Annotated in this window: 13 protein-coding genes and 1 tRNA gene; 5 read left to right on the top strand and 9 right to left on the bottom strand. The window is 62.9% G+C overall.

Annotation, left to right across the window (positions count from 1 at the left end):
- Positions 1 to 96: 96 nt before the first annotated feature.
- Complete coding sequence (locus ACZ5B4_RS10325) at positions 97 to 1554, bottom strand: endo-1,4-beta-xylanase (protein WP_464911147.1); 1458 nt, start codon at positions 1552 to 1554, stop codon at positions 97 to 99.
- A 337-nt stretch (positions 1555 to 1891) separates the two neighbouring features.
- On the opposite strand from ACZ5B4_RS10325, the gene ACZ5B4_RS10320 reads away from it, so the two are divergent.
- Positions 1892 to 3370 (top strand): glycoside hydrolase family 140 protein, encoded by a 1479-nt coding sequence (locus ACZ5B4_RS10320; RefSeq protein WP_464911146.1) that lies wholly within the window; start codon positions 1892 to 1894, stop codon positions 3368 to 3370.
- Positions 3371 to 3761: 391 nt separating this feature from the next.
- Positions 3762 to 5477 (top strand): hypothetical protein, encoded by a 1716-nt coding sequence (locus ACZ5B4_RS10315; RefSeq protein ID WP_464911145.1) that lies wholly within the window; start codon positions 3762 to 3764, stop codon positions 5475 to 5477.
- Positions 5478 to 5635: 158 nt separating this feature from the next.
- Here the strand turns inward: ACZ5B4_RS10315 and ACZ5B4_RS10310 are convergent, their stop codons facing one another.
- The gene (locus tag ACZ5B4_RS10310; protein WP_464911144.1) at positions 5636 to 7036 is read right to left on the bottom strand and encodes a sigma-54 interaction domain-containing protein; all 1401 of its coding nucleotides are present in this window, start codon (positions 7034 to 7036) and stop codon (positions 5636 to 5638) included.
- A 708-nt stretch (positions 7037 to 7744) separates the two neighbouring features.
- On the opposite strand from ACZ5B4_RS10310, the gene ACZ5B4_RS10305 reads away from it, so the two are divergent.
- A complete protein-coding gene (locus ACZ5B4_RS10305) occupies positions 7745 to 8173 on the top strand; it encodes a hypothetical protein (protein ID WP_464911143.1) in 429 nt (142 codons plus the stop codon).
- Positions 8174 to 8286: 113 nt separating this feature from the next.
- Here the strand turns inward: ACZ5B4_RS10305 and ACZ5B4_RS10300 are convergent, their stop codons facing one another.
- On the bottom strand, positions 8287 to 12249 hold the full coding sequence (locus ACZ5B4_RS10300) for a glycoside hydrolase 5 family protein (protein ID WP_464911142.1): 3963 nt from the start codon (positions 12247 to 12249) through the stop codon (positions 8287 to 8289).
- A gap of 40 nt (positions 12250 to 12289) precedes the next feature.
- Positions 12290 to 13555 carry a cysteine desulfurase-like protein gene (locus tag ACZ5B4_RS10295; protein ID WP_464911141.1) on the bottom strand — a complete coding sequence of 422 codons (1266 nt, stop codon included), beginning with the start codon at positions 13553 to 13555 and terminating at the stop codon, positions 12290 to 12292.
- A 370-nt stretch (positions 13556 to 13925) separates the two neighbouring features.
- Here ACZ5B4_RS10295 and ACZ5B4_RS10290 point away from each other — a divergent pair, with 370 nt between their 5' ends.
- Positions 13926 to 15311 carry an MFS transporter gene (locus tag ACZ5B4_RS10290; RefSeq protein WP_464911140.1) on the top strand — a complete coding sequence of 462 codons (1386 nt, stop codon included), beginning with the start codon at positions 13926 to 13928 and terminating at the stop codon, positions 15309 to 15311.
- A 4-nt stretch (positions 15312 to 15315) separates the two neighbouring features.
- Here ACZ5B4_RS10290 and ACZ5B4_RS10285 read toward each other — a convergent pair whose 3' ends face one another.
- Together ACZ5B4_RS10285 and hcp are read right to left on the bottom strand one after the other, a co-directional pair.
- Positions 15316 to 15825: a TPR end-of-group domain-containing protein gene (locus ACZ5B4_RS10285; RefSeq protein ID WP_464911139.1), complete on the bottom strand. Its 510-nt coding sequence runs from the start codon at positions 15823 to 15825 to the stop codon at positions 15316 to 15318.
- 165 nt (positions 15826 to 15990) lie between these two features.
- Positions 15991 to 17286: a hydroxylamine reductase gene (hcp, locus tag ACZ5B4_RS10280; protein WP_464911138.1), complete on the bottom strand. Its 1296-nt coding sequence runs from the start codon at positions 17284 to 17286 to the stop codon at positions 15991 to 15993.
- A gap of 217 nt (positions 17287 to 17503) precedes the next feature.
- On the opposite strand from hcp, the gene ACZ5B4_RS10275 reads away from it, so the two are divergent.
- Complete coding sequence (locus ACZ5B4_RS10275) at positions 17504 to 18181, top strand: Crp/Fnr family transcriptional regulator (RefSeq protein WP_464911137.1); 678 nt, start codon at positions 17504 to 17506, stop codon at positions 18179 to 18181.
- A 25-nt stretch (positions 18182 to 18206) separates the two neighbouring features.
- Here the strand turns inward: ACZ5B4_RS10275 and ACZ5B4_RS10270 are convergent, their stop codons facing one another.
- The 3 genes from ACZ5B4_RS10270 to ACZ5B4_RS10260 all read right to left on the bottom strand — a co-directional run bounded on the left by ACZ5B4_RS10270 (position 18207) and on the right by ACZ5B4_RS10260 (position 20973).
- Positions 18207 to 19868: an outer membrane protein assembly factor BamB family protein gene (locus ACZ5B4_RS10270; RefSeq protein ID WP_464911136.1), complete on the bottom strand. Its 1662-nt coding sequence runs from the start codon at positions 19866 to 19868 to the stop codon at positions 18207 to 18209.
- Between the two features lie 265 nt (positions 19869 to 20133).
- Positions 20134 to 20207: transfer RNA gene (locus tag ACZ5B4_RS10265), tRNA-Glu, on the bottom strand.
- Positions 20208 to 20517: 310 nt separating this feature from the next.
- Positions 20518 to 20973 (bottom strand): carboxypeptidase-like regulatory domain-containing protein, encoded by a 456-nt coding sequence (locus ACZ5B4_RS10260; RefSeq protein WP_464911135.1) that lies wholly within the window; start codon positions 20971 to 20973, stop codon positions 20518 to 20520.
- Positions 20974 to 21019 lie beyond the last annotated feature (46 nt).

Here is a 21019-nt window from a genome sequence, read left to right as displayed (position 1 = left end):
GCCCCCGTGCGACAAACGGGATATGTAAAAGTACCTTATTCTGCGCAATCCCGTCAAAGCCGATCGCGATTCCTCGGCGGCTGTGAATCCTTCGATTCAGTCGGTTCGCGCTTCCTGTTGGACGACCGCCAATCCGTCGGCATGCCGCGGCAGGGTTATCGTGTATCGATTCGAGTGAGCGGGTCGGACGTCGATGACGGTGGAAACGGCGGTTCCGTCGGCAACGACCTGGATCGAGTATTTCCCGGCAAATCCGCGGAACTCCGCCCGACCGTTCTCGTCGGTCTTGGTGCGCACGTGAGTTCGCCATTCCGTGCGGATCAGGCGTTCCAACTCGCGGTACGCAGGCTTGGGGTCGAGGTTCTCGTCGAGCAGGCCGCCCCGGGCCTCATTCTCGCCTTGGACTGCCGTGCCGTCGCCCAGGTTCCACCAGGTAATGCCGGCCATCTTGGGAACGCTGAACCACAGACGATAGTGGTCGCGGACGACCTCGGCTTGCAAAGCCTCGCCCCCTTCTCCCGCCGAGGGAATAGTGATCTCGGTGATATATAGCGGCAAGTCGAATCGCGACAGTTGGTCGTAAACCTCCAGCAGCACGCGCGGGTCGCAATGGGGGCTTTTCACATAGGCGTCCAGGGCCGAGCGGCGAAAGTAATGAAATTGCAGGCCGATGCCGCGGACCGGCACTCCCGCCGTCAATAGCCCGGCAATTTGCTCCTCGTACTTGCGGGAGGCCGGCGGGAAATTGAACGACGTAACCTCGTTGATCATCAGGATCGTTTCCTGGGGAAACAGCTCGGCGACTTGGTTGAACGCCCAGGCCACGTACGACCGATCCGGATCGTATAGCGGGTAGGTAGCCGGGCAGACCAGGGATTCGTTGACGACATCCCAGATGGGAATGTGGTCGCGGTAACGCGACGCGATTTGGCGAAAACGCTCTTGGTACAGCGTCTTCAACTTCTCTGCGTCGTTGGGGAGCCACGGCGGATTGTAGGCGTGCCAAAGCAACGGATGACCCTTCAGAGTCAAACCGTGCTTTTCCGCCCAGGGGATATACCGATCGGGCGGGGGGCGGCGCCAAATGTCGCGGCTGCCCTCCGCGTAACGCAACTCGCCCTCGACCGGTTCCACGCCTCCCCAATAGAACGGCACGGTAGCGAAATTGAAGATATGCACAAAGGCCTCTTCGTACTTGCGGTTTTTCTCGGGTGAATCCAGTTGCCCGAGGACGAAGGCATTGCAGCCGAATAGAAATGCGTTGGATTCTTGCCGAGCTTCGACGTCGACGTTCGGCAGCGGCTTGCCGTCGGCTCCGAGCACCCGGCAGGAAACGTTTTCTTTACGATGCCGCTCGATGTTCTCCGCGATACGGCTTTGCACTTCGGGGGTCTGCCATCGCGCGCGATAGGCGGCCAAATCCGGGGAGTCATGCGGCGGAGCCGGAACGTCTTGGGCGGCAATCCGCCGCGGCATGAGCACAAGCGAAATGAGCCACAAGAGGCACAGGAAGAACCGTTGACTTCGGTCAGCCGTGTTGGGGCGGCGTTTCATCGCTCAGTTCCTTTTAGATAGTGCGCTTTTGCAAGATCACGAGTTCCGCTTGGTTGGGGGCAGCGTTGTTTGGGGGCAGCCCTCGGGTATAATCGTACCGTGTTTGCGGATGTTCGTGCACCTACATGCCGCGAGAACTTTTCGGTTCCGGGCGATTCGGTTTCCGTTCCGGGCGATTCGGCCGCAAGAGGATCCGTTCCTCCGCAAAACTCCGCTTCTTCGCGAGACGGGTTGTCGAGAAAATTGCGTTTGCTCGGGATAGGGGTAGAAGGGGCCGCAACGAACGGGCGGCAAAAAGCGAAGGCGTTTTGAGGACATTGGGGATTGGGAGTCCGACATGGTGAAGTTCCTGAATGGCGGTTGGAGTATTTGCAAGCACACCAGAAGGCGGCAAGGAGGGCGGCCGTATTCGGCGGCCTTGGTTGCCTTGCTCGCGGCGCTTGCGGCAACGCCTGCCGCCGTCGCGTCGAACGGATCGCCGGAACTGAAAGTCAGCTCCGACGGCCGATACATCGTCACGGCGGAGGGGCAACCATTTTTCTATTTGGGCGATACGGCCTGGGAGCTTTTCCATCGTTTGAACCGCGAAGAGGCCGATCTGTACCTCAGCGACCGTGCGAGGAAAGGCTTCACGGTGATACAGGCCGTGGCGCTGGCCGAGCTGGACGGCCTACACACGCCGAACGCCTACGGACACAAGCCGCTGGTGGACAATGATCCGACGCGTCCCGCCGTACAAGAAGGCCCCGAAAACGATTATTGGGACCACGTCGATTGGATTGTCCGCCGGGCGGAGGAGCTGGGATTGTTCATCGGAATGTTGCCGACATGGGGCGACAAATGGAATAAGAAATGGGGAGTCGGCCCGGAAATCTTCACGCCGGAAAATGCCCGCACGTACGGGCGATGGCTCGGTTCCCGTTACCGGGACAAGCCCATCATCTGGATTCTGGGCGGGGATCGTAACCCGGAGAATCCTCGCCACTTGGCCGTGATTCGGGCGATGGCGGAAGGCCTTAAGGAGGGCGACGGCGGGCGTCACTTGCTGACGTACCACCCCATGGGCGGGTCGCATTCCGCGCAATGGTTCCATGCTGACGATTGGCTGGATTTCAATATGTTCCAGTCAGGGCATTCCGCTCCCAATCTGCCGAATTATCGGACCACCCTAGCCCTGCGCGACCTCCAACCGGTCAAGCCCGTACTCGACGGTGAGCCTCGGTACGAGGATCATCCCGTGAATTGGAGAGCGGATGCAGGTTGGTTCGACGATTGGGACGTGCGGCAAGCGGCCTATTGGTCCATGCTGAGCGGGGCGTGCGGGCACACGTACGGGGATCATAACATTTGGCAGATGTTCGAACAGCCGCGCAAGCCGATTTCGCATGCCCGCACGCCGTGGAAGGAAGCCTTGCGTCACCCCGGTAGTGGACAAATGGGGCTGATGCGTTCCGTTCTCTTGCAACGACCGTATTACAAACTTGTTCCCGATCAGTCACTGATTCGCGGCCACGAAGGGCAGGGCGCCGACCATCGCCGTGCGGCTCGTGCGTCGGACGGTTCCTTTGCCCTGATTTACTTGCCGACCGGCGGGGACGTGACGGTGCGGTGGGAACCGGCCGGCCGCGAAATCCGAGGCTGGTGGTTTGATCCGCGTAACGGGCAAGTGCGTCCGATCGACAAACGAAAGTGGGAAGGAACGATGTCGTTTTCCGCCCCCGGCAAGGGAAGGGGCCGTGATTGGTTGTTGGTTCTCGATGACGCCTCCGTCGAACTGCCGCCCCTGAGGCAGGCCGACGTCAACGGCGGAAAGTGAGGGGCAAGCCGCGCACCACCGCGATGGGCTGCCGCTCGAGGAACCGAGGCCCTTGGTCGTCCCGGCGACCTAGACTTCGTATAATCCAAGGGTGTCCGGACCGGCGCGTTTTCTCTGTTCCGCGAGTGAAATATTGCCCCGGCTTTTTCGAAGGAATGATATCCGCCCGCGCGAGGCGTGCGAGTCTGCCCCGCTGCGTGCTGGAAATGGGGTGACCGCCGAAAGGATTGGGCGAACGCACGCGATGTTGCCGGATCGGATATTGGGAAAAACTTCTGGTAACCGTCCGGCGAGAAAAGGTGTAGACGTTGAATCGGAATGCGTATGGATGTTGCCCGAATGGGCATGCGGCCGTAGCTTTTGGTGAAATGGATGTAGAAAGGAAACCGCAATGTCTCGATTGAAGGCTATGTTTGGCGCGGCCGCAGTCTGCGGCGCGATTGCGCTGTTGGGCCTGCCCGCTGTTGCCGCGGCCCAGAATACCGCCGTGCAAACGGTGGGCGCCGTGGCGATCGGCGGCGTGGATCGGCTGATGGAGGATGCGGAATACGTCGGGAAATTGGCGGGCAATCCGGAACTGGGCCAGATGATGAAGGCCATGATCGCCGCCCAGACCGGCGGTGGTGATGGCATTCCCGGTCTGGACGCCAAGCGACCGGCCGGCGTCGTCGTCCAGACCGACGGCATGGACTTCCACGTTTTCGGACTGGTGCCCGTCACCAAGCTCGACGATCTTTTGAAGCTGTTGTCGCAGCTCGGTATCACGGCCCAGAAACAAGGGGATGTCTACGCCGTTCAAGGGCCGCAGCAGACGTTTTTCGCGGTCGAGAGGAACGGTTGGGTCGTGCTGGGTATGAGCAAAGAGTCGCTGGCGGCGGTCCCGGCCGATCCCGCCGTGTTGCAAGAGTTGGCCGGCAGCTACGATGTAGCCGTCAAGGTCAACATCCAGAGCATCCCCCCGATGTACCGGCAGCTCGGCCTGGCCATGATTCAACAGGGCATGCAGCAGGGCATGCAACCGGAGCCGGGGCAGTCGCCGGAGGAGTTCGAACTGCAACAGCGGATGGCCATGCAGTCGCTGGCACAGGTGCAAGACGCCCTCAACGAACTCGATACGATCACGGTCGGTATGAACTTAGACGGTTCGGCCGGCACCCTCGGCCTGGATTTGCAAATGACCGTCCTGCCCAACACGAAGATGTCGCGGCAGTTGGAAGCGAATAACAATTTGACGACCGCCTTGGCGGGCTTCCTCCGATCGGACGACACGTTGGTCTTGCAGACCGTCGCCAAGTACACCCCCGAGTCCGTGCAATTGATGAAGCAACAATTGGAAGATTACAAGAAACTGATCTCCGCCGGCCTGAAAAAGGACGGTGACCTGAACGCCAAGGAGCGCAAGCTGGTCATGGAGATCGTGGATCAGGTCTTCTCGCAGTTGGCGGCCACGATGGAGAAGCAGGGGGCGGATATCGCCCTGTCCGGCTCCCTGACCGGGGAGAAACTCGCGATCGTGGGCGGTATCGTGCTCGACGATCCTGCTGCCCTGGAGACGCGGGTGAAGGAGTTTTTCAACGAGGCCAAGCAGCAGAACCCCGAATTGGCCGAGATTGTGAAGTTGGATGCCGAAACCCATGCCGGCGTTCGCTTCCATGTTCTCCAATTGCCCAATGCGGCGATCGCCGAGGAATCGCCGCAATTCGCCGAGTTCCTCGAAGGCAAGGACATGCAAGCGGTGCTCGGCGTGGGCGAACATGCGATCTACTTTGCGGCGGGGAGCAACGCGGTCGACGACCTGAAGGCCGCGCTCGATGCGTCGGTGGATCGGCAGCCTGTGGATGTCTCAACGCGGTTGCGGATCGCGCTGAAGCCGCTCTTGGAGTTTGCGTTGGCTCTTTCGGATGAAGGCCCCGACGGGGCTGAGCTCGAGGAATTGCTCAGCGGTATGAGCGGCGACCGAGACAAGATTCGCGCCGAAGGCAAGCTGATCGCCAACGGATCGCTCACGCGAATCGAAATCGGCGAGGACGTGCTGAAGCTGATCGGCGCCGCCGTACGGAAGAGGATGGCGGGGGCCGGCCAAGGGTTCTCTCCGGACGGCTTCTGATCCCACATGCGGGGCATCGCGTCGGCCTTCGGGCGGGCGCGGCCCAAGAAGAGTGCACGGCCCGAGGGTCCCTGCCGTCGTTGCGGGACGCTCGGGCCTTTTTGTCGACAATCCGCAAGCTGGTTCTCGTCGGTCCGGCGGTTCGGTCGCTTTCCGACTCACGCCGTCTCCGCCATGCATTCGAATAGGCCGTACTTCCGCATTTTGTGGTAGAGCGTGATACGGGAGATACCCAATTCTCGGGCGGTGTCCTGGCGGTGATAGCCGTTGCGTCGCAGCGTTTCCGCAAGAATGCGGCGCTCGGCGGCCTCCAGTTGTTCCGCCAGAGTTCCCCCCGCCGTCCAGCCGAAGTCCGGGGCAAGGCTCGGTTCTTCCTCGAGTGCGCCGCGGATGGTGCTGGGCAGGTCGCAGGGGCGCAAAACCCCGTCACGACAGTACAAGACGGCCCGGCGCATGACGTTTTCCAGCTCGCGTACATTGCCGGGCCAAGAGTGGGCCAGCAATGCGGCCGTGAATCTCGGCTCGATGGATTCGATACGCACTTTGAGAGCTTTGGAGTGCTGGGCCGCAAAGCGGAGAGCCAGGTATTCCACATCGTGCGGGCGCTCCCGCAACGGAGGAATGCGAAAACTCAGGATATTCAACCGGTAGTAGAGGTCGCGACGGAATTTGCCCTCTCGAACGAGCTGTTCCAGATCGGTGTTCGTCGCCGCGATGAGTCGGGCGGTGGAAATCCGCGTGTCGTTGCTTCCGACTGGTTCGTACTCGCCCGTCTCGATGATCCGCAAGAGTTTGGCTTGCTGGTCGGGCGGCAGGACGTCGATTTCGTCCAGGAGCAAGGTTCCGTCTTGGGCGGCGGCGAATTTTCCTTGCCGTTCGCCGTCCGCGCCGGTGAACGCCCCTTTGACGTGACCGAACAGCTCGCTCTCGATGAGATTGGGCGGCAAGGCGCCGCAGGCCACGGTCAGGCAGCGACCGGCGGAACGACCCGACATATCGTGAATGACCCGGGCAAGGCTGCTCTTTCCGGAACCCGTCTCGCCGCTTAAGAGGATCGTCACGTCGTGTTGAGCGGCCACGCGAAGCTCGTCCATCATGTCGAACATGCGCGGGGAAAAGGTGGCGTAGCTCCGGCACCTTCCACGAAGAACCCGGTGCGGACGCCGACGCAAGTACTCCGCGAGTTCGTATTCCAGCGGCGAGTGCGCCCGGATCAAGCTCAAAAGCCGCTCCGTTTGAAACGGCCGCTGCAAAAAGGCTTGGACGTTTTCCGCGGCCTTCTCTCGGATTTCCGGGGGGCAGCCGTCGTCCAGAACGGCAAGGATCGGCGCGGCGGATTCGACCTCCCGCAATCGCCGGAAGAATTCCTGCGGACGATAGCCGTTGACCATGTTGCGCGAGATGTGCGCCACGACGGCGGGACGGATTTCCGCGGGGAGGACCGTGCAGCCGGCTTCGAGCGAGTCGATGGCGATCACGTCGAAGCGATCCGCGGTCGCTTGACGCAGCTCTTCCACCAACGCACGGTCTTTGGAGATGACGACGAGAGCGGAATCCATGAGCAGATCGTCTCCGGCAAGTTCTATTCGACGAAGCCTCTCCGGCGGAAGCGTTCGGCCGCACTCTTGGTGGTTACAGCCGCAGTGCCGGGCCGAACGGGCGCGACGGCTGCTCGCCATCCGCCGGATCGCCTTACCGACGTGAAGAGAAAAGAATCAGTCGCTTGACGAGGCGGTATCTCGCGAATTCCCCAAACGAGTGTAATAAGCGGCGAACACCATCATGTTTTCGATGCGGTACAACGGCCGTCGCTCTGTTAAGCTGCGACAACGTCGCTTGCTTGGTTTTCCATATTACCTAGCCAACCCATTTCTTCAACCTTGATCCTTACTTTCTCCACGTTTTGGGTGTCGCGGGTGGTGATTGTCGGCGGTTTGGAACGCAAAACCGGAACAATCCGACCTTGCGCGTTCACCGCCGGTTAGGCATTCGCACGGAAACATACTCTTAATAGGGGGTTGATACCTGCTTTAATGCTGGGTTCCGTGGTTATGCGAATCTTTGACGGCGGCGGAGTGATTTTCTGTCCGCAGGGCCTCTCCAAGCCGATTTTTGTCAGTAGAAACGAAAACTCTGTCCGCGGCAGCGCGGGCTGTTTTGCGGGCTATACCATAGGGCGGGGTGGTGCCGCGCTTGCGCGGCAGGTGAGTGCTCCCACGTTGAAACTTCCACAGCGGTTTGGATCAAGAACGGTAAAGGACGATTTCATGCGAGCGGCCGTCATCACTTTGGCCATCTTACTCGGCGTAACCGAGGCGTACGGCCAGTCGGTTTCGTCCGGATACCTTGCGACGGAGGAGGCAGTTTACGGCGACGGTTCGGCGGCCGTGCCCGTTGCCAAAGCAGGGCACCTCAACTCGGCTACCGGCAAGACATGGCTGGGCGATTGGTTCGGCCCGATGCCGCAGACCTGCTATCAGCCGCGATTCGGCTGCTATCCCGGCAACCCACGAACCATCCACCGTTACCCGGCCTTTCACGGATACTACTATCGGGCGCCGTATAACTACCGCCACTACTTCGAGTATCCGTGGCACGCGGAACCCCACGAACCGCAAGCCTTTGCGGTCGGGGGTGCGGCCGTCGTAACGGAAAGCATCGTCCCGCTCCCCGATCCTAAGATGCACGCCGAATGATCGACGGGCGAGGCTTTTCCCGCTCGGCTTGCCACGATCTCGCCTGATCAGCAAGCGATGCGTCGCGGCGAGCGCCGCATGGGCCCGTGTTCCTCGACGGATCGCCGAGACGGTCAGCGCCTGCGGATGCGAATCAACTCGCCCCGGCAATCGGCAGGGACTTGTAGGCGGATTCCGCCTTCAGCGGCCTGGAGTGGAATCTCCTCCAGTCGGTGCCAGCTTCCCTTTCGGAATTCACCCACTTCGGCCGTGTCGAAACCATCGTCGGCACGCATCAGATGGATGTTGCGGGCGGTCGTGGGGACGAGAAAGATATCCGGGGCGGTGCGAACGTCGGTATCGCGATCATGCGGCGTTTCCACCGACCACAGTAAGAGGTGGCCGTCGGATTCAGCCACTTGCCGCCCGTCGCAACTTAGCACCGATCCGCCTTCCAGGGCGAGGACGTCGCCTGCCGAGTTCCACGCCGCCAAGCCCGGCTCCCAGGGGGCCAGGCTCATTTCCACCGATTTTCCATCGGGGAAGGCGGCCTGCAACCGCTGCATTTGTTCGCCGGTGTTGACCAGCACTACGGCGGCACCGTCTTGCAATGCGACGGGCATCACGGCTATGGCCGGGTCGTCCGGTCGCACCCGCACACGCGCCACACGGGCTCGGTCGAGCAGATCGGCCCAACGCCGTCGCACCTCGGGCAGCGGGAGAAACAGGGATTCCGCTTGCTGATCGGTGGGCGAATCGGCCATTGCCGCCGGATGCTGACGGCACACCGTGAGGCTTCCGGCTTGCTCCAGAGAGTTGAGGATTTGTGCGGCACTGTCGGAGACGGTTTCGCTGGGGACGAACGCCGCCTTGACCCCGCGCAAATCCCCTTCCCGAAGATCCAAATCACTGACGACGGCAAAATCGACGCCCAGGCGGACAAGCACATCGGCCGCGGCCAAATCGTACGGCGAGAACCCGTCGTTGACCGTCCGCCGTGAGCTATCGGAGGCCACCAGCACGACTTCCGGCTTCGTCCATCGCGGTTGCAGCCGGAGGAGCAACAAGGCGGCGGCGCGGTAGTACCGCAGGGCGTCTCTGGGGACTCCGTCACAGGTGTGGGTTAAACCCCAGGGAAAGATGCGATCATCATCGTCCCGCCAGCACCAATTTCGGGCGGTAGCTCCGCCCAAGCCGAAGGTGAGCTGCGGCAGTGTCAGGAATAAGCGATTCTGCTGTTCCACGCTCCGCCGTATGTGGTATCCCCCGCCGCCGAGGCTGGGCTCCCAAGCGGGATGCGTCTTGACCCCGAATTCGCCGACGGCCGCCGATTTTCCCCGAAGGCGATGATCGGTCATTTTGAACACGGCGGGGAATCGGCTCAGGTCGCGGTCCGGCTTGTCGAAATAGCCGATCTCGGCCATGTCCAGGCCGTCCAAGGTTTGCCGTACGTCCAGTCCGCCGCTCGGATTCTGATAGTATTCGCTAACGATCGGATGGCGAGGATCGACCGACCGTAGGGCGCCGGTCAATCGCTCATTCCAATGGCGCGTTTGGGCTAGCTGCCAATCCAGTTGCTGTTGTTCCGGCGACTGCGGTCGGAGTTGATAATCCCCGTTGAGATAGTAGATCAGTCCTTCGGCTTGACGATAGCGCGCGGCAAAGGCGGCCGTAAATTGTGCCTGCCGCTCCAAGAGGGCGTCATCGACGGCCACATCCTGTCCGATGAAAAGCCCTGCTCGATGAATCACGCCCGCGCGGTGGGATAAATAGATCGCGGCGTCCAGCTTCCGCCAATCTTGCTCGGTCAGTTCGTACGGCGGAGTCCACCAGGTCTGCAAGTTGGCGTTGATGCGTATTCCGTAGTCGGCCATCCGGGCGAGTTCCGCGGCCCAAAAGAGCGGGTCCGATTGCGACGGCGAGAAGAACCAGTTCGACCACGTGGTGGTGCCGCAGAGAAATGCGGGCCGGCCGTCCCAGGTAAAATAGTTGTCGGCGTAGCTGAACGATATGTTGTGGGCAAAGTTTTTTCCGTCCCAAACGACGAACCCGGCCGACAGCTCGTCCCAGATGTTGCCGGAAGCGTCTTGCAAGCGGACGGCGACGCGGTGCAATCCGGAGGAAGCCGCGGCCTTTTCCAGCGGGATCGTCCACACGGCGGTCTCTCCCGGCGTTAGGCGGACCTCCTGCCGTCCTTCGTCCAACACCTCGGCCGAGTCTTCCGCGGAGCAGCGCCACGTCAGGAATCCGGCGAAAGCCTCGGTTCCAAGATGCCGGGCCGAACAGGAGATTTCCACCGGTTCTCCCGGACGATAACAGGCCAAGCGGCTTTGCACGCGGTGGAGAAAGAGGCCGCGTCGCATACGCGATAGGGCCGGCAGAAGGACACGTTCCCCGAAGCCGGGAAGTTGAGTGAGGTCCACGTTGTCCACGCCGAAAAAGGTCCACGTCGAACCGGGGAATCGCCCCGCGGCGTGCACGATCATCGCGCCCGCCGTGCCGCATTGTCGACCGAAGCGATCTTCGGCAGCCGCGAGCGGGATCCAGCGGGCATTCCCGTTCAAGACGCCCACTGCGGAAAAGCCTCCGGCGGCGACGGCGGCTTCCCAGCCGGGCGCGGTCAGGCGGGCCGTTCGCCGCAGTGGGTAATCCGCATCGCACATGCCAAGTTGCCAAGGCGATACGAGCAATCCGTCACTCGGACGTCCGTATCGCGTGTTCAAACGCGGCGCGTATTCGACCTCCTCCAGCCGAATGTCGTCGAAATAGGCCGTCCCGGAGGCGCGATACAGCCCGAACCGAATCTCCACTCGGTCCACGCCCGGCGGAACGCGGAAGTCTTGGGTGAACGACTGCCACTGGCGAGTCGATGACCGCCAATCACGGGCGGTTCGCACTTGGGCGATATCCCCGGGTGATCGCCACTCGCCTCCGGCCATGGGGTAATAAGCGAGAAAGGCGTAGCCGGCGCCTTGTATGTCCACGGCCTTGATCCGGCCGGAAAGTCGCAGCCATTGACCCGCTTTGACAGCGGTCACGGTTTGCGTGTAGCTCAGGCCTTCACCGTCTTGCCCTTGAACCAGGGCGCAGCGAACCCCTTCCGCCGCTTCGCCGGTTACGATGGGGCAAGGGTTGCCCGTCGCGTCGTGCCACGCCGCCGGGCGTCCCGGCTCGGAAACCGTTTCGAAGCCGGGATCGCGGTTGAGAAGCGTGATCCTGCTGGGCTGCGTCAAATCGACAATTTCCCAGCCCTGTTCCGTGTGCCGCAAGGGCATGTCGAATGGATAACCGCCGAAGGAGAGCAGGTCAACGCCTTGGCACAAAAGGGCGAGCAACCCTCGTCGTGCCTCGATGGGAAAACAGGGTCCGTTGGGGAGGACCAGCAAGGCGGCGTCGGCGGTTGCCTTTTCCCACGCCGCGGCCGAGGTCAGGTCCTCCGCCCGGATGAAACGGGGCCGGTAGCCCGCCTGCGCCAGCAGATCGGCCAAGCCCCGGGGATCGGGAGCGGCGGGATTGCCGGGGAATTCCGGCTCATCCAGGATTAGCGCCGTATTGGGGAAATGCGAGCCTTTGCGCTCATCGGTGATGGCGTTCGGATCGGTCATCCAGGTCCAACGTGCCGGTTCGAACCAGGCCTTTCCCGTCGCCTGATAAAGCCCCAGGCGCAACTCGACGGAAAACGTGTGTTCGTGGGTCTTTCCTTCGGTCTCCAACTCGGTCCAGTCGTGGGTACCCGTCGTCTGAACGAAATCACGAAACGCGATCAGTTCGCCGTTTTCGTCGAATTCGTAGACCGCGGCATAGGCAAAGCCGCCGCCCGCCATGGGCTGCACGTCCTCCATGCGAACGCGCACCTTCGCGCGGAACGGCGTGTTGGGCCAGGCGAGGAACGTGCGAACGGCCGAGGCTCCCGCGTCTTGGCAGAGCAGGGCGGGGGGTTGGTCCGAGTCGGCGTTTGGAACGAGCGCGGCGTTCCGGAGACTCCAGTCGGTCCAGGAAGTGGTACCGCCTTCGGCGTCGCCGGCCCAAGCCGGAGCCGTCGTGCAGGTACACAACAGCGCGGCGATACCAAACATCAACCGGTTTGAGCTCAACATCGCGGAAACCTCGGCGGCACGGAAAGGGAAATTCGCTCAGTCAAGGGCCGAGTTCACGGAGGGCGGAAATCAGGCGGGCAACTTCTTCGTGGGTATTGTAGTGCACCATCGAAATCCGCAGCAAGCCGTCCGGCTCCACGCCCAAGACCTCCGTCAACGGCAAGGCGTAGAAGTTACCATGCCAGGTGAAGATCGACCGCGCGGCCAGGTATTCTGCCAGTTCCCGGGCACGCAACCGGCTGTGCGTGATCGAGACGGTCGCCACACGGCGCTCGGCGTCGGCCGTGGGAATACCCCAAACACGAATCCCCGGGCAATCGGCCAGGTCTTGCAGCAGGGCCGCGACCAACCCTTGTTCGTGTTGGGCAATGGCATGAAAAGCTGCTTGGAGGGCGGCCCTGCGGCCTGTTGCGAGGGGATCGCACCGTCGTCCGATTTCCGCCAAATACTCCACGGCCGCCGCCGCGCCGGCGATTCCTTCGTGATTTTGCGTCCCGGTCATCCAGCGATCGGGAAGCCCGTTCGGAGCGGGACGCACTTTGTACGCCGGCAAGGACTCCAAGAACCGACGCTTGCCCCACAAAACACCCATATGCGGGGCGAAGAACTTGTATCCCGAACAGACGAGGAAATCGGCGTCCCAGCCGGCCACGTCGATCGATCGGTGGGGCGCGTAATGCACGGCATCGACGAAGACCAAGGCCCCCGCGGCGTGGGCATGCCGAACAATATCCGGGATGGGCGTGAGCGTCCCGATGGCGTTGGAGGCCGCCGTTACCGCGACCAGACGCGTCCGCGGGGTGAGCTTTCGGGCGAAATCGTCCAGGTCCAACGTGCCTTCCTCCGGCCGAATATTCGCGACGCGCACCTGCACGCCGGCCTCCTCCGCCGCTCGGACCCAAGGGGTGAAGTTGGCATCGTGCTCCAGGCGGGTCAACAGGATTTCATCGCCCGGCTTCCATGTGCGGGCAAGCGCCCGGGAAAACGCGAACGTCAAGGTGGTCATGTTCGCGCCGAATACGATCGTGTCGGGATCATCCGTTCCCAGGAAGTCGGCCAGGGCGGCTCGGGCGGCAAGCAAGAGGGCGTCGCTTTCCCGGCTGGTGGCGAACATGCCGCCGTGGTTGGCGTTGGTTTCCACGAGGTAACGGACGACGGCGTCGAGAACCTCGTGCGGGACTTGCGTTCCGGCCGCGGCGTCGAAGAAAGTCACCGGCAGGCCGTTTTCACGCTTGCTCAAGGCGGGAAATTGACGCCGGCATTCCCAAACGTCCAGCGGGCGAGGCAGAGAAGAATCACGGTCCATGGCGAGTCTCCGGCAAGTTCTTTCGCCGCCGGCCGGGGGCGGCTGCCGGTTTCCGAGCACGGCGCGCGGCGGAACGACGTGTCCGCCCGATGCCAAACGTCGACGGCACGGTTCTTGGATGCTCTTCGCCGATTGTCGTCCGGCAGGCGCGCGAGAACAATATCCCCGCCCAAGCGTGCCGGAGTTCGGCGTCTTGCGTAAAATTGGGTTTCGAATCCAATGCCGGTCCAATGCCGGCCGTTCACCGCCTTACATCCGGGGCGATGCCGAGCCGGCCTTGATCCGAAGCGATTCGAACCGCCGACACGTCGGTGTGGAGCGGATGCTCCGGTTCTCACGTTCCCAAAGTCGCAAAGGCAATGGTTGCAACATGGTTTTCAGTGCGCTTGAATCCGATACCGCGGATTCGTCCGTCGCGTCGTGCGGCCGGTCGGATGCCCGGCGCAACGGCGATCGAACCGGTTTGCTGATCGTATTTTTGGTGGTCTTTGTGGACCTGCTGGGTTTCGGCATGGTCCTTCCGCTGGTGCCGGTGTATGCCGAGCATCTCTTGCAGGGCTATTCCGAGGCGGCCGCCAATGCGATACTCGGCCTGCTGATGACCTGCTTTTCCCTGATGCAGTTCGTCTTCAGCCCGTACTGGGGCAAGCTATCCGATCGCGTGGGGCGCCGTCCCGTCCTTTTGCTCGGCCTGACCGGCTCGACGATCTGTTACGGTCTCTTCGGTTTGGCGTGTTTTTACGGCAGCCTGCCGGGGATGTTTTTGTCACGGATCGGGGCCGGTATCATGGGCGCGACCATCGGCACCGCGCAAGCCTACATCGCGGACGTCACGCCGCCGCAACGGCGGGCGAGCGGCATGGCCCTGATCGGCGCCGCCTTCGGTCTCGGCTTCACGTTTGGGCCTTTGCTGGGGGCGGGCACGCTGCTGTTGAGTGATGCCCGGAACGCGGCGCTCAGTCCCTGGCCGGGCCTGGCGGGCGCGACGTTTTCCGGTTTGGCCCTGGTGCTGGCGTTTTTCAAGCTACGGGAATCGCTCTCCGCCCGACGCACCTCGGCCGCGCCCTCGCCGGATGCCTCCGAGCCGACCGCCGTCGAATCCGCCGCGGAGGCCGGGCTGTTCCGGATCCTGGATCTCGAGATTTGGCGGGAGACCGCACGGCAACCGGTCGTCTTGCTGCTGTTGCTGACGACGTTCATCGCGGTCTTCGCGCTCGCCGGATTCGAGGCCACGCTCTCGGTGACTTTGGCGGCGCTTTTAGGTTTGGAGTACGGCGGCGCGCCCTTGCTGGCGGTGTTCTCCCTGATCGGATTGATCCAGACCGTGATGCAGGGAGTCGTCGTCCGGCCGCTGGCCCGCCGTTGGTCGGAAGGTCGCTTGGCGGCGGTCGGACTGATTACGGCCGTGGGCGGGTTCGTGTTGATGGCTCTGGGAGCGGACGGACCTTGGGCCGACGCGGTGTTGGTCATCCTGGCGGCGGGAGTCGTAGCGGCCGGCATGGCCTTCGTCGTACCCGCCGTCCAGGGACTCCTCTCGCGACAGTCGGACCAAGAGCGGCAGGGACGCGTGTTCGGCTTGGCCAATAGCCTCTCCGCGGTTGCCCGTATTGTCGGCGTCTTGGCGGCCTTCCAGTTACGCGGACTGGCGGCCTCGCTTCCCTTTTGGTCTGCGGCGGGACTTTTGGTCGTCACCGCGGCCGTCCTCCGCCAAGCGATTCGCCGTGCCGCAGTTCGGGAGGCGATGGTGCGCCCCTAACGATCTAGCCGTTCAAGAGCGCGGCGAAGCGGGGGTCGTCGCGGATGGGATCGAAATCGCTTTCCTCGGGAACGGCGAGCCGAAGCTCCGGTTCCAACTCCAGCGCCCGGCGCAAATAATCCAGGGCGGACTCCACCTTGCCCGCCAGACTGTAATAGCAGGCGAGATTGTAGATCGCCAAGACGTGATCGGGTCGCACGGCCAAGGCCGCTTCCAAGTCGGCGCAGGCCAAGTCGATCCGGCCGAGACGTTTGTGACACCATCCGAGAGCCAAATAGGCCTCCGGGCGATCGCGGCGGAGGCGTATCACCTCTTCCAAAAAGGGCACGGCCTCGGCGAAGCGGCCCAAATCGCGAAGGGCCTCGCCGCGGAACAGACGCCACAGCCAATCGTCTTCCTTCGGGGTGATTCGGTCCAGCGTTCGCAGCGCGTGCTCCGGCATCCCCAGGCTCAAATAGCCCTCGGCTTCCCGCAGTGTTTTGCTGCGGACGATGCTCTCGCGCGAAGCCGCCATGGCGGAATCTCCTACCGGGCCGGCCGCCTCCAGAAAATCCCTGTCTCACCTCATCACGGTCCTGCCATAACTTTAGGCGGTGCCCGCAGCACAGAAAAGGGGCGAACCGTGGTCGATTCGCCCCCATGACCGTGACGATGAAACGTTCGGGAACGGCGATTCGCGTTACGCCGCGACCAATACCTGCTTCAAGTCGGCCTCGGCGTTGGTACCGATCAATCGCAGGTCGTATTTCTCTTGCAGGATGCGGAACACGTTCGGCGTGATGAAAGCCGGCGGCTTGGGGCCGATGGTCACCCCCTTCACTCCCAGATAAAGCAGGGTGAGCAGGACGGCGACCGCCTTCTGTTCAAACCACGACACGACCAGGGTGAGCGGCAGGTCGTTGACGCCGCAGTTGAAGGCCTGGGCGAGCCCGACCGCGACCTTGATCGCCCCGTAGGCGTTGTTGCACTGTCCCATGTCCAACAGCCGCGGCAGCCCCAGTAACGTCCCGTAATCGTGGTTGCGAATGCGGTATTTGCCGCATCCCAGGGTGAGGATGAAGGAGTCGGGCGGCGTGGCGCGGGCGTAATCGCTGAAGTAGTTGCGGCCGACCTCCGCCCCGTCGCAACCGCCGATCACGAAAAAGCGGCTGATCTTGCCGTCCTTGACGGCCTGCACGATGGTGTCGGCCATTCCCAGGATGACGTTGTGATGGAAGCCCACGACGGAACTGCCGGTGCGGTGATCGGGCAAGGGCGGGCACCGCTTGGCGGCCTCGATCACCGGCGTGAAGTCGTCGCCCTTCAGCCGCTTGCCTCCCGGCACGGCCGTCACCCGCGTCGTAAAGACCCGATCCTTGTAGCTGTCCTTCGGTATCAAGATGCAGTTCGTGGTGGCCACGATGGGACCGCTGAAGTCCTCGAACTCGCGGCGTTGCTTCTGCCACGCCCCGCCGTAGTGACCCGCCAGATTGGGGTGCTCGCGGAGCTTGGGGTACATGTGGGCGGGGAGCATTTCGCCGTGCGTGTAGACCTTGATGTCGGTCCCCTCGCAATGCTTCAGCAAGTCCTCCAGATCGCGGAGGTCGTGCCCGGTGATCAAGATCCCCGGCCCGGCTTGCGTGCCCTCTTGCACCGTCGTGGGGGAGGGTTCGCCGTAGCGCCGCACATGGCCCTCGTCCAGCAACTCCATGACGCGCAGGTTGTGCTTGCCGCACTCCAGCACCAACTCCAAGAGGCTCTCCAGGTCGAAATTGACGTTGGTCATGGTCGCGAAGAGGGCCTCCTCGATGAAGGCGTTGACCGACTCATCGGTCATGCCCAAGCGCCGCGCGTGGTTGGCGTACGCCGCCATACCCTTCAGGCCGTACAGCAGCGTCTCTTGCAACGACTGCACGTCCTGGTCCTTACCGCAAATCCCCGGGCTGACCACGCAGCCGGAGCAATTCGCCGTCTGTTCACATTGGTTGCAGAACATCCCGATACTCCTTTCCAAAAACGTGAAATCCGGTAATCCTCGGGCCGAGGCGCGGCCCGTGTCGGTCGCTGCTTGCGGAACGGCGTTGATTCGCACGATGAATCGCCGACCGCGGTTCCGCCTGCTCTTTCGTATAATACGGTTTGCCGTCCGGCCGGTAATTGATCTAGATCAAGCGGCCGTCGATTTCTCTCAAAAAAAGTCGCGGAACCTGACGATGGCGTCGCAACTGGTCGACATCCTTCAAAATTGCCCCTTTTTTTCCCGCCTGGACGAGCAGCGGTTCGGACGTCTCTTCGCGATGTCGCGTTTGGCCAAGTTCCGCAAGGGACAATTGATCTTCCGGCAGGGGCAGGCGTGCCCGGGTATCTACATCGTCGGAAGCGGCCTGGTGCGCATCTTCCAGCGCGGGCCGCAAGGCCGGGAACAGGTGCTGCATATCGTGGGTCCCGGCGGGACTTTCGCCGAGGTGGCGGCCATCGGCGGATTCGAGTGCCCGGCCAACGCCGAGGCCGTCACCGCCGCCCTCTGCGCCCTGGTGCCGCAGGATCCGTTTCGCCGCTGGATGCATGAGGATCACGAACTCTGCCTGGAACTGCTCCTCGGTTTGACCGTGTGGACGCGGCACCTGGTGGGATTGCTGGAGGACGTCACGCTCCGCGACGCGGCCGGACGCCTGGCCCGATGGCTGCTCGCGGCGGCGGCAGACGGCGGGATCATTCGCCTGCCCTCCTTGAAAAAGCACTTGGCGTCGCAACTCAACATCACGAGCGAAACCCTCTCGCGCACGCTCAAACGTCTGGAAGACGCCGGTATCATCGCGGCGGCGGGTCGCGGCGCCATTCGCATTCTGGATCGCCCTGCATTGGAAGCGGAGGCCGCGGGTAACGTATGATTCCGTTTGCCGCTGTTGATGCCGACTACCGCTGCGGCGGAGCCCCGATGGCGAAGAGGTGCTTTTGCGCCGCGAAATAGAGGATGCCGTCGATCGCGGCGGGAGACGTGTAGATCGGTTCGCCGAGCGCGTTCTCGGCCAAGACCGTCTTTTCACGGGCCAGGGCGAAAACCACGGTATCGCCGTCTTCGTCGCTGACGTACACCTTTCCATCGGCGGCCAGCGGCGTACCCCAAACGGCGGCGAACATGTCGTGGCTCCACAGCAGCCGCCCGTTCTCCGCGTCGACGCAATGCACGATACCCGTCGCGTCCGCGGCGAACACCAGGCCTTCGGTCACGACGGGCGCGGCGAGCGCGCGGTGAAAGGTTTCCTCCACGTCCCGCTTGCCGTCGCCGTCCAAGTCGTCGCCCGTGTACAGCCAAATCACTCCGCTGTTGGGATTGGGCACCACCTTTTCACCGGCCGCGGGGTCCACGGCGATCTCGCGGCGGGGCGGTACCGGCCGATTTGCGGAGTCCAAGACCAATTCCGCGCTGAGGTCGCCGCGCTTCCGAGCATCGATGCACCACAGCCGCCCTTGCCCTTCGCCCCACTGCGGATCGCACCCGGTCGCAAGGTAAACGCGATCCCCGCAAACCACCGGCGGAGCCACCAAGTAGTCGCGATCTCCCAGCCCGGCCTCGCGAAATCGTGCGGCCTTGGGGTTCGCGTCGAATCGCCACAAGAGCGAGGGCGGTCGCTTCCCCGCCGTATCGACTTCATAGGCGTAGACCCACCCGTCGCCTCCTCCAAAGATCAACTGCGGCACGCCCGCGATGACGGCAAAGGCCGGGCTGGACCACTGCCCTTCCAAGATGTTGGCGCCGGGCGAGGCATCCGCCCATTGCAGTTCGCCGCCGGTCTTATCCAGCGCGATCAAGCTGGGAGCATCGGGATTCGCGACCCGCCCCTTGTCGTCCGTGCCGTTGGAGGTGGCGACGAAGATCCACGGTCCGACCGCCGCGGGTGCCGAGGACGTCATGAATCGCGGGACGACTCCCAGCCGGCCGATCATGTCGAACTCCCAGACTACGTCCGCTTCGTGGTCGTCCCGTGTCGTGTCGGCGGTCGGGCCGTCGTCTTCGCCGTCGAGAAATCCTTCGGTATCCAGGCATGCCACGCCTCCGCGGTTCGTGACGATCCATAGCCGATCGCCCTCGATCCACGGCGTCGAGCAGATGCCTTGCAGCGGCCAGTTGCGCTGCGAGTCGGGAAGGACCTCGGCCGAGTATTGCCACAGAAAGCGGCCGTCTTCCCGCGAAAACGCCAATAGGCAGCCCAGGTCCTGTTCGGCGGGAAACCGCGGCAGGTAGCCCGCCCCGTTATTGGTCGCGCAAAAGACCTTGTCCCTCCAAACGACGGGCGAACCGTACGTCTCGCTCCCCAGACGCGACGCCCAGAGGATGTTTTCCGCCCGGTCTCCACCTTTCCATTCCCCGGTCTTCCGGTCGATCTCGCCGACAGCCCAACGGTCGGGGAGCCCGCGGGCGGCGGAAACGTGGTTGCGGTCCAAAGGCGGCAGCCAAGCGCCCTCCGGAAGGCTCGGCGGCTCGGCCATTGCGGCCCCGCCGACCAAAAGCAGGCTTATCGCCGCAAGCCGCCGAAACACCGCCGGGGAGAGAGCATCGGGTATCAAGTCGCGCATCGTGTCATCGCCTTGATCGTGGGGCTTGAAAGCGGGCGAATGTTGCAGCGGGAAAGCACGGCACCGTCCGCGCTCATGAATTATCGCCTGCCGAGGAGAAGCATGCCACCAGCGCGATAGCGCGGCTCAGCGAGCGGACAAGGCGGCACCTCAGAGCGAGGTCGGAACCGCAAGAAGCGAGCGAATTGGGAGTACGACGGCATGACGCGCGCGGTCGCCGCAGAAGACGTCGCGCGCTAGAGTGCAGCAGTGCGATCACTCAAAGTGACCCCGACGGGATTTGAACCCGTGTTGCAGGCTTGAAAGGCCTGTGTCCTAACCTGGCTAGACGACGGGGCCGCGATGCTTTCCGTTTCACGGAAGGCATGGAACCCTAATTATCGCAATTACCAGGGGAGGCGTCAACGGCGTCCCCGGACCGGCGAATGGAAATGAAGAACCCGGCCCCGAGCGTGCGGGGCCGGGTTCTTGGTCGTGATGGGTATGAGGCGGCCGATGGTTTTTCGGGCCTGTTGCGAGGCTTCGGCACCGGACGCTTGCCGGTCGGGCAGTCATGGGAGGCGGGCGGTCGCTTTTCGGGCCTGTTGCGCGGCATCCTCGCGCCGTCCCGCCCAGTCGATCGTCCAGCCGCCGCACGGCCTGGAAGGGATCAATTCGTGGTCAGCGGCAGGTCGATCTTGTTGTGCCCGGCCTTGACCTCGAACTCCAGCTCGGTTTGGACGTTGTATTTGGGCGGAATCGGTTCGACCGAGGCCGTGGTGTTCGGGCTTTGTGCGCCGCCCGAGTACGCGGCCTCGTAGCTGGGATCATCGGAAGAGACCTCGGCCGGGTTTTGGGCCTTGGGCAGAGTTCTCACCGAGACCTTATGTTTTCCCAGCACCGCGCCTTTGCCGCCCGGGTACACCAAGGTGTACTTGCCGGAATTATCCGTCGTTCCGGTGGAAGCCATGCCGCCTTCGACGGGCGTAAAGGTAACCATGACATCGGCGAGGGGTTGGCCGTCCAGGGTAACGATGCCCTCCACGGTTCCCGTCTTGGGACCTTTTTGACATCCCACCAATAATGCCGCAACGCACAGCACGCTGAGCCAACGTAATTGGAGCATGGTACCAGCCTTCCAGTGAGAGTAATTCGGGAGAGCACCCTCGGCG

The organism is Thermogutta hypogea (assembly GCF_055386265.1).
This window is presented reverse-complemented; position numbering and strand designations above follow the sequence as displayed.

Bases quoted from the DNA above. Each gene is read 5' to 3' on its own strand.
- ACZ5B4_RS10300 (WP_464911142.1), bottom strand. From the start codon at position 12,249: ATGTTGAGCTCAAACCGGTTGATGTTTGGTATCGCCGCGCTGTTGTGT.
- ACZ5B4_RS10275 (WP_464911137.1), top strand. From the start codon at position 17,504: ATGGCGTCGCAACTGGTCGACATCCTTCAAAATTGCCCCTTTTTTTCC.
- ACZ5B4_RS10320 (WP_464911146.1), top strand. From the start codon at position 1,892: ATGGTGAAGTTCCTGAATGGCGGTTGGAGTATTTGCAAGCACACCAGA.
- ACZ5B4_RS10260 (WP_464911135.1), bottom strand. From the start codon at position 20,973: ATGCTCCAATTACGTTGGCTCAGCGTGCTGTGCGTTGCGGCATTATTG.
- ACZ5B4_RS10285 (WP_464911139.1), bottom strand. From the start codon at position 15,825: ATGGCGGCTTCGCGCGAGAGCATCGTCCGCAGCAAAACACTGCGGGAA.
- hcp (WP_464911138.1), bottom strand. From the start codon at position 17,286: ATGTTCTGCAACCAATGTGAACAGACGGCGAATTGCTCCGGCTGCGTG.
- ACZ5B4_RS10305 (WP_464911143.1), top strand. From the start codon at position 7,745: ATGCGAGCGGCCGTCATCACTTTGGCCATCTTACTCGGCGTAACCGAG.
- ACZ5B4_RS10315 (WP_464911145.1), top strand. From the start codon at position 3,762: ATGTCTCGATTGAAGGCTATGTTTGGCGCGGCCGCAGTCTGCGGCGCG.
- ACZ5B4_RS10325 (WP_464911147.1), bottom strand. From the start codon at position 1,554: ATGAAACGCCGCCCCAACACGGCTGACCGAAGTCAACGGTTCTTCCTG.
- ACZ5B4_RS10295 (WP_464911141.1), bottom strand. From the start codon at position 13,555: ATGGACCGTGATTCTTCTCTGCCTCGCCCGCTGGACGTTTGGGAATGC.
- ACZ5B4_RS10270 (WP_464911136.1), bottom strand. From the start codon at position 19,868: ATGCGCGACTTGATACCCGATGCTCTCTCCCCGGCGGTGTTTCGGCGG.
- ACZ5B4_RS10310 (WP_464911144.1), bottom strand. From the start codon at position 7,036: ATGGATTCCGCTCTCGTCGTCATCTCCAAAGACCGTGCGTTGGTGGAA.
- ACZ5B4_RS10290 (WP_464911140.1), top strand. From the start codon at position 13,926: ATGGTTTTCAGTGCGCTTGAATCCGATACCGCGGATTCGTCCGTCGCG.